Consider the following 6,118-nt stretch of genomic DNA (forward strand, 5'->3'; position numbering starts at 1 on the left):
CGAAAACGCCGGGACAGCCGAGGTTCCCGAGCGCCAGCGCGTCCTGCGGCTCCTCGTCAAGGACGTTCTCGTCGGCCCCGAGAAGATCACCATCCGGCACCGCATCCCCATCCGCGAACACGCCGCCAACGACGGCCAACATCAAGATCAAGACGCTACGGAGGGTGACTCATGCCCGAGTTACCCATTGCGTTGGGGGCGTGATCGCCGACCCTTGCGGGGTTCCACGGTTTCGTTCAGCCAGGCTCCCGTTGGAAAGCTGCATCGGTGCAGTCAGCCACCGCTTTACATACAGCACCACCCAACGGGCGTCGGTGTGTGCCTCCACCGCCTTGACGATGAGGTCATGCGGAACGCTGTCGAAGAATTTCTGGATGTCGAGATCGACTACCCAGTTGGCCTTCCAGCAGCGTGTCTGACATGCCGCGACGGCGTCGAGCGCCGACCGATTTGGCCGATACCCATAGGAGTCGGGATGGAACATTGGCTCCACCTGCTTCTCCAAATGTGCGGCCACTACGGTCTGAGCGATTCTGTCTGCCACCGTGGGCACGCCTAGAATCCGCGTACCCTCGCCATGCGATTTCGAGATTTCCACCGCCAACACCGGGGGTGGGAAGTAACTTCCTGACGCCATCCGGTTCCAGAGTCTGTAGAGGTTGTTCTGCAGATCCTCCCCGAACTCCGTCAGCGTCACCTTGTCCACTCCCGGTGCACCCTTGTTCGCCTTGACCTTCTGGTATGCCTCCCAGACTTCCCACTTCGAAATCTCAAACGACTTGCCTGGCGATTTCAGCTCGCCCATACCGCTCCTCCCGGGCCATCGCCCGGTTGACGTAACAAACGAACTACGGATGAACCGGCCCCTTCGCTCCGCCCCCACCGCGCCCAGCAGGTGCTTCATCGCTACTACGAACCGGTCCGCCGGCGCGCTCCGCATCGGTACTCAATCCCTCGCAGCTTCATGCTGCTTGAGACACTCCCTCTCGCTTGCCTGTTAAAGGCAGCAATATCAGAGCACGCCTTCCCACGTTCCACACGAAAGCCGCAGATCAGTTTCACGCCGCCATTCACGCCGAGCACCACCTGGCCAGTAAACGGGTGTCCGCCAGGCTCATCCCAGGTGAAGATCCGCACCCGGTTTCGATGCCCCTTTACTTATAACGACGAGTCAACGGCGATCCCGATTCGGGACTGCGCAGCGTCTCCCTGATCCCCACCTGACGCCTCTCGGACGCCTTTTCCCACATCGCTCACCACGACAGTCTTCGGCTAACGCAGCAGTGGGTCGAGTAGCCGGGGGGATTTTCACCCCCCGGCCCTCACAGATCCCGGCGTGACAGTCTCCCGTCACCGGGCTCTTGTCATCCTGGTCACCAGAACGTGGGAACCCATGCCCAATGGGCGAATAGCCTGGGGTACTGGCGGGTGATACGCCGCCAACACGCGTGGGCCTTCTTGAAGGTCCGCAGCCGCTTGAATTTCTTGCGGATCCAGCGCATCAAGTAGGAATTGATGCGCTCCAGGAGGGGAAGCAGTGCTGTCCGGTAAAACGCACCGTAGTACTGCATCCAACCCCGAACGATCGGATTGATCGCCCGCGCGAGTTCGGCGAAAGTCCGGCCGATCTGCCGGTGAAGCCTCCACTGTCGGACTTCACCACTGATCTTCTTCAAGGCTTCCTTGCTGATCCCCGGCAGGAGTGAACCTCTCCCCGTTCCTGTCGATGGCCTTGCGAGCCCGAAACGTGAACCCCAGGAAGGTGAACTCCGTCTGCCCGAAGAGGCGTCGGCGTTTCCCGTCCCGACAGTACACAATCTTGGTTTTGTCGGGGTGCAGTCGCAGCCCGACCTCCCGCATCCTGTTCGCGATCGCCTCCCGCAGTCTCCGGGCCTGGCTCTCGCTGACGCAGTGCACAACAGCATCGTCTGCATACCGCTCGAACGGTACCCCCGGATACTCCCGGGCGATCCACGTATCGAGCGCGTAATGCATGAACAGGTTAGCCAGCACAGGCGAAATAGCAGAACCCTGTGGGGTTCCACGTTCGCGCTGTTGCAAGGTCCCGTCAGGCAGTTGCAACGGAGCCTCAAGCCACCTCCGCACATACAGCACTACCCAGGGGAGATTGGTGTGCGCCTGAACCGCTTTGACGACAAGGTTCCATGGCACGCTGTCAAAGAATTTCTGGATGTCCAGATCGATCACCCAGTCGTACTTCCAGCAGCGTTTCCGGCATACCGCGACCGCGTCCAGCGCGGACCGCCCAGGACGGTAGCCATAGGAGTCTTGATGGAAGATCGGCTCGACCTTCTCCTCAAGACGCCGGGCTACCACTGTTTGAGCGATTCGGTCGGCCACGATGGGCACACCGAGCAAACGAACCCCATCACCGTGCGACTTCGGGATCTCCACACCCTTTACCGGAGGAGGAAAGTAACTCCCCGAGGACAGCCTGTTCCAGACCTGATAGAGATTATTCTTCAGATCCTTCTCGAAGTCCTCGATGGAGCGCCCGTCCACCCCTGGCGCACCCTTGTTGGCCTTAACCTTCTCGTACGCCTCCTGAACCTCCCACTTCGAGATCTCAAACGACTTGCCTGGTGATTTCAACTCGCCCACCCAGCTCCTCCCGGAGAACTTCCGGTTGACCGAACGAACAATAGTCACGGATGACCCGGCCCCTTCGCTCCCCCTTCATTACAAAAGGTTCATCACTACTACGAGCCGGTCCGCCAGCAGGCCCCGCATCGGTACTCAAGCCCTCGCGGTTCCTCCGCTTGGGCCGCTCCCTTTCGACACCCATATCAACGAGCGTCAACATCGAGACCAGCCTTCTCACGTTCCATGCGAAAGCCGCAGATCAGGCTCACGTCGCCTCTGTGCCGGACACCACCTGGCCAGTAAACGGGACTCCCGCCAGACTCATCCCGGAGCAACCACAAACCTCCGGTTCTGATGCCACTTATCTACTAACGACACTTCAGCAGCGATTCACTTGCGTTCGTCTTCCTGATCCCTACCTGACGGCTCTGCCGCCGCCTTTTCCACATCGCTCACCACGACGGTCGGCCGAGTAGCCGGAGGGGATTTCACCCTCCGGCTCTCACAGATCCGTACGTGACAATCTCTCGTCATACGGCTCTTGCTACCCTGATCACCAGGCTACGGACGCCACTGTGGTCCATTGCCAGTGCGCGAACATGCGGGGATACCGCTCCGCAATGTCCCACATCTTCTGGAGGGCCTTTCGCAGCGCCGCGAGCTTCTTGTATTTCTGCCGGATCCACCGCACCAAGTAGGCATTGATACGCATCAAGAGGGGCGACAGTGCCGACCGGTAGAACCGGCCGAAGTACTGCATCCAGCCCCGCACGATCGGATTGATCCGCCGGGCGAGCTCTACGAAAGAGAGGTCGGACCGAGTATGGAGCCGCCAACTGCGGACTTCCGCACTGATCCTCTTCAGAGCTGTCTTGCTGATCGCCGGCTCGAACGATGTGGACCGTAGTCCGTGTTTGTTCCAGCTCTCTCGCGCGCGAAACGTGTACCCCAGGAACGTGAACTCCGTTTGCTCGAAGGCGCGTCGGCGTTTCCCGTCCCGGCAATACACGATCTTGGTTTTGTCGGGATGCAGTCGCAGCCCGACCTCCTCCATCCTGTCCTTCAGCGACGCCAGGACCTCGCGGGCCTGACGCTCCGACACGCAGTGCACAACCGCATCGTCGGCGTAACGCTCGAACGTGATACCCCGATACTTCCGGGACAGCCACATATCGAAGGCGTAGTGCATGAACAGGTTCGCAAGCACGGGCGATACCGCTGAACGCTGTGGGGTTCCCCGATCTCGCATCTGCAAGGTGCCATCGGGCAGTTGCAGTGGCGCTTTAAGCCACCGCTTAACATATAGAACTACCCAACCGGCATCGGTGTGCGCCTCCACAGCCTTGACGATGAGGTCCCACCGGACACTGTCAAAGAACTTCTGGACATCAAGATCGATGACCCAGTCCCTCTTCCAACACCGTTCCCGGCAGCGCTCCACCGCATCTAGCGCCGACCGTCCAGGGCGGTATCCAAAAGAATCCTCGTGGAATATGGGATCAACCCGTTCCATGAGGTGCCTGGCTACCACGGTCTGGGCGATTCTGTCGGCCACCGTGGGTACGCCCAAGATCCTCACGCCACCTTCGGGCGACGACTTGGGGATCTCCACCGCACGCACCGGCGGGGGAAAGTAGGTCCCTGACGACATTCTGTTCCAGATTACATAAAGGTTACCCTTAAGATCCTTCTCGAAGTCTTCTATGGACCGACTGTCCACGCCCGGAGCGCCTCTGTTCGACTTCACTCCTTCGTACGCCTCCCAAACCTCCTGCTTCGAAATATCAAACGGCTTGCCTGATGACTTCAACGTGTCCATGTAGTTCCTCCCGGAGCACATCCGGTTGTCTAGACAAACAACGTCACGAGCAGCCCGGCCCCTTCGCTCCCCTCCCATTACAGGAGCTTCACCACTACTACGAGCCGGTCCGCCAGCACGCCCCGCGACGGTACTCATCCCCTTGCGGTTTCAGCCGCTTGGGGGACTCCCTCTCGCCCATCCCTATCAAGACAGGCAGTAACGGGGTACGCCTTCTCCTGTTCCATGCGAAAGCGGCAGACCGGGCTCACGTCGTCTACATGCCGGACACCACCTGGCCAATAAGCGGACACTCGCCAGGCTCATCCCGGAGCAGGTTGAAGACCCCGGTTTTGATGTCATCTCTCTGCTTAACGACACTTCAGCAACGATTCGCTTGCGCTCGTCTTCCCGATCCCTACCTGACGCCTCTTACAACGCCTTTTCCTCAATCGCTCACCACGACAGTCGTTAACTAACGCAGCATGAGGCGGTTTGGAACCTCCCCCGCAGGGCGGCTCCGAAGGGCCACAACTCCTTCATCTCTCGCACAGCATCGATCCCAGAAGCTGACCTACAACCAACTCCCTTTCACGTTCAGGACACAATCAACCAACGCAGCATGTGGCGGTTTGGCACCATCCCCCGCAGGACGGCACCGAAGGGCCAACCATCCTTCATCTCTCGCACAGCACCGCATCAAGAAGTTGCTCCTACCTGAACTCCCCTCTGCGTTCGTGACACACGCGGTTTGACGCCTCCCCCCGCAGAGCGGCGCCGAAGGGCCAACAATCCTTCATCTTCCGTGCAGCATCGCGCTCAGCTCCTGCCTACACCAGCAGCCTCCCGCGTTCGTGGCACACGATCCTGTACAGGTTGCCCCGCAGGTCCTTCTCGAACTCCTCGATGGACTGCCCGTCCACACCGGGCGCTCCCTGATTGCCCTTCACCTTGGTCCAGGCGTCCCACACCTCCCGTTTGGAGATGCGGAACGGCTTGTCAGATGCTTTCAACTCGTCCATCGGGCTCCTCCCAGAGCACTTCTGGTTGACCGAACGAACAAAGCCACGAACGACCCGGCCCCTTCGCTCCACCCCCGTTACAGGGGCTTCGGCACTACTACGAGCCGGTCCGCCGACGTGTCCCGCGACGGTACTCACGTCCCTACGGGGAACTCCCGACTCGGGCACTCCCGGTCACCGCGCGCTGAACCGCGGCAATGCGAGGACACGCCTTCTCACGTTCCTCGCCCGCACGTCGGTCCGGAACGTGCGCTCCAGGTCTTCGGCGAGCCGGGCCAGGGGCCGGTGCAGTTGGTCCGCGCCATCGAGGGCGAGGGAGGCGCCGTCGGCCAGCAGCGGGTGCAGGCCGGCGGGCTGGAGGCGGTGCCACACGGTGTGGCGGCGGGTGGCCACCGGCGTGGCGTAGTCCGACAACGGCAGCGTCTGCCCGTCGCGGGCCAGCCGCAGCCGGGGCGGCTCCCAGCCGGTGCTGGGTCAGGATGCGGTCCAGGTCGTCCCAGGTCATCAGCCCGGCGACCTCGACAGCTTCGGGGAGGTGGCGGTAGTCGCGGTGCAGCGCCTGGGCGAGGAAGTCCTCGCCCAGGCGCTCCGCGATCGACAGGTTCGTCATCGCGTCTTCGGCTTCGGACTAGTCGTTGCCGTCGCCCTTGCCGGTGCCGCCGCCGTCACCCATCAGGGTGTTGCGGCCGCGAGC

General features: G+C 61.3%; 7 protein-coding genes. 1 reads left to right on the forward strand and 6 read right to left on the reverse strand.

Translation table 11 applies throughout. The features are described from left to right. Positions 1–169: 169 nt before the first annotated feature. The 6 genes from FCI23_RS53540 to FCI23_RS53565 all read right to left on the reverse strand — a co-directional run bounded on the left by FCI23_RS53540 (position 170) and on the right by FCI23_RS53565 (position 5,838). A complete protein-coding gene (locus FCI23_RS53540) occupies positions 170–805 on the reverse strand; it encodes a reverse transcriptase domain-containing protein (RefSeq protein WP_136731411.1) in 636 nt (211 codons plus the stop codon). 568 nt (positions 806–1,373) lie between these two features. Further along, entirely contained in the window at positions 1,374–1,676 is a 303-nt protein-coding gene (locus FCI23_RS62025) for a group II intron maturase-specific domain-containing protein (RefSeq protein ID WP_246144898.1), read from the reverse strand. After that, positions 1,657–2,670, reverse strand: coding sequence for a group II intron reverse transcriptase/maturase (gene ltrA, locus FCI23_RS53545; protein ID WP_246144899.1), 1,014 nt, complete (start codon positions 2,668–2,670; stop codon positions 1,657–1,659). Before ltrA (FCI23_RS53545) ends, FCI23_RS62025 begins: the two co-directional genes overlap by 20 nt. 487 nt (positions 2,671–3,157) lie before the next feature. Further along, complete coding sequence (ltrA, locus tag FCI23_RS53555) at positions 3,158–4,423, reverse strand: group II intron reverse transcriptase/maturase (protein ID WP_136731415.1); 1,266 nt, start codon at positions 4,421–4,423, stop codon at positions 3,158–3,160. A gap of 809 nt (positions 4,424–5,232) precedes the next feature. Continuing rightward, positions 5,233–5,424, reverse strand: a complete 192-nt coding sequence (locus tag FCI23_RS53560; protein ID WP_211265888.1) for a hypothetical protein — start codon at positions 5,422–5,424, stop codon at positions 5,233–5,235. A 174-nt stretch (positions 5,425–5,598) separates the two neighbouring features. Next, positions 5,599–5,838, reverse strand: a complete 240-nt coding sequence (locus FCI23_RS53565; RefSeq protein ID WP_136731417.1) for a hypothetical protein — start codon at positions 5,836–5,838, stop codon at positions 5,599–5,601. Positions 5,839–5,890: 52 nt separating this feature from the next. Here FCI23_RS53565 and FCI23_RS57890 point away from each other — a divergent pair. Continuing rightward, the coding region (locus FCI23_RS57890; protein WP_169317453.1) for a hypothetical protein at positions 5,891–6,118 on the forward strand (228 nt) is incomplete at its 3' end.

The sequence above is a fragment of the Actinacidiphila oryziradicis genome (assembly GCF_005047355.1).
Taxonomy (GTDB): Bacteria; Actinomycetota; Actinomycetes; order Streptomycetales; family Streptomycetaceae; genus Actinacidiphila; species Actinacidiphila oryziradicis.

Coding starts and splice junctions, on each gene's coding strand:
- FCI23_RS53540 (WP_136731411.1), bottom strand. CDS start 805: ATGGGCGAGCTGAAATCGCCAGGCAAGTCGTTTGAGATTTCGAAGTGG.
- ltrA (WP_136731415.1), bottom strand. CDS start 4,423: ATGGACACGTTGAAGTCATCAGGCAAGCCGTTTGATATTTCGAAGCAG.
- FCI23_RS53560 (WP_211265888.1), bottom strand. CDS start 5,424: ATGGACGAGTTGAAAGCATCTGACAAGCCGTTCCGCATCTCCAAACGG.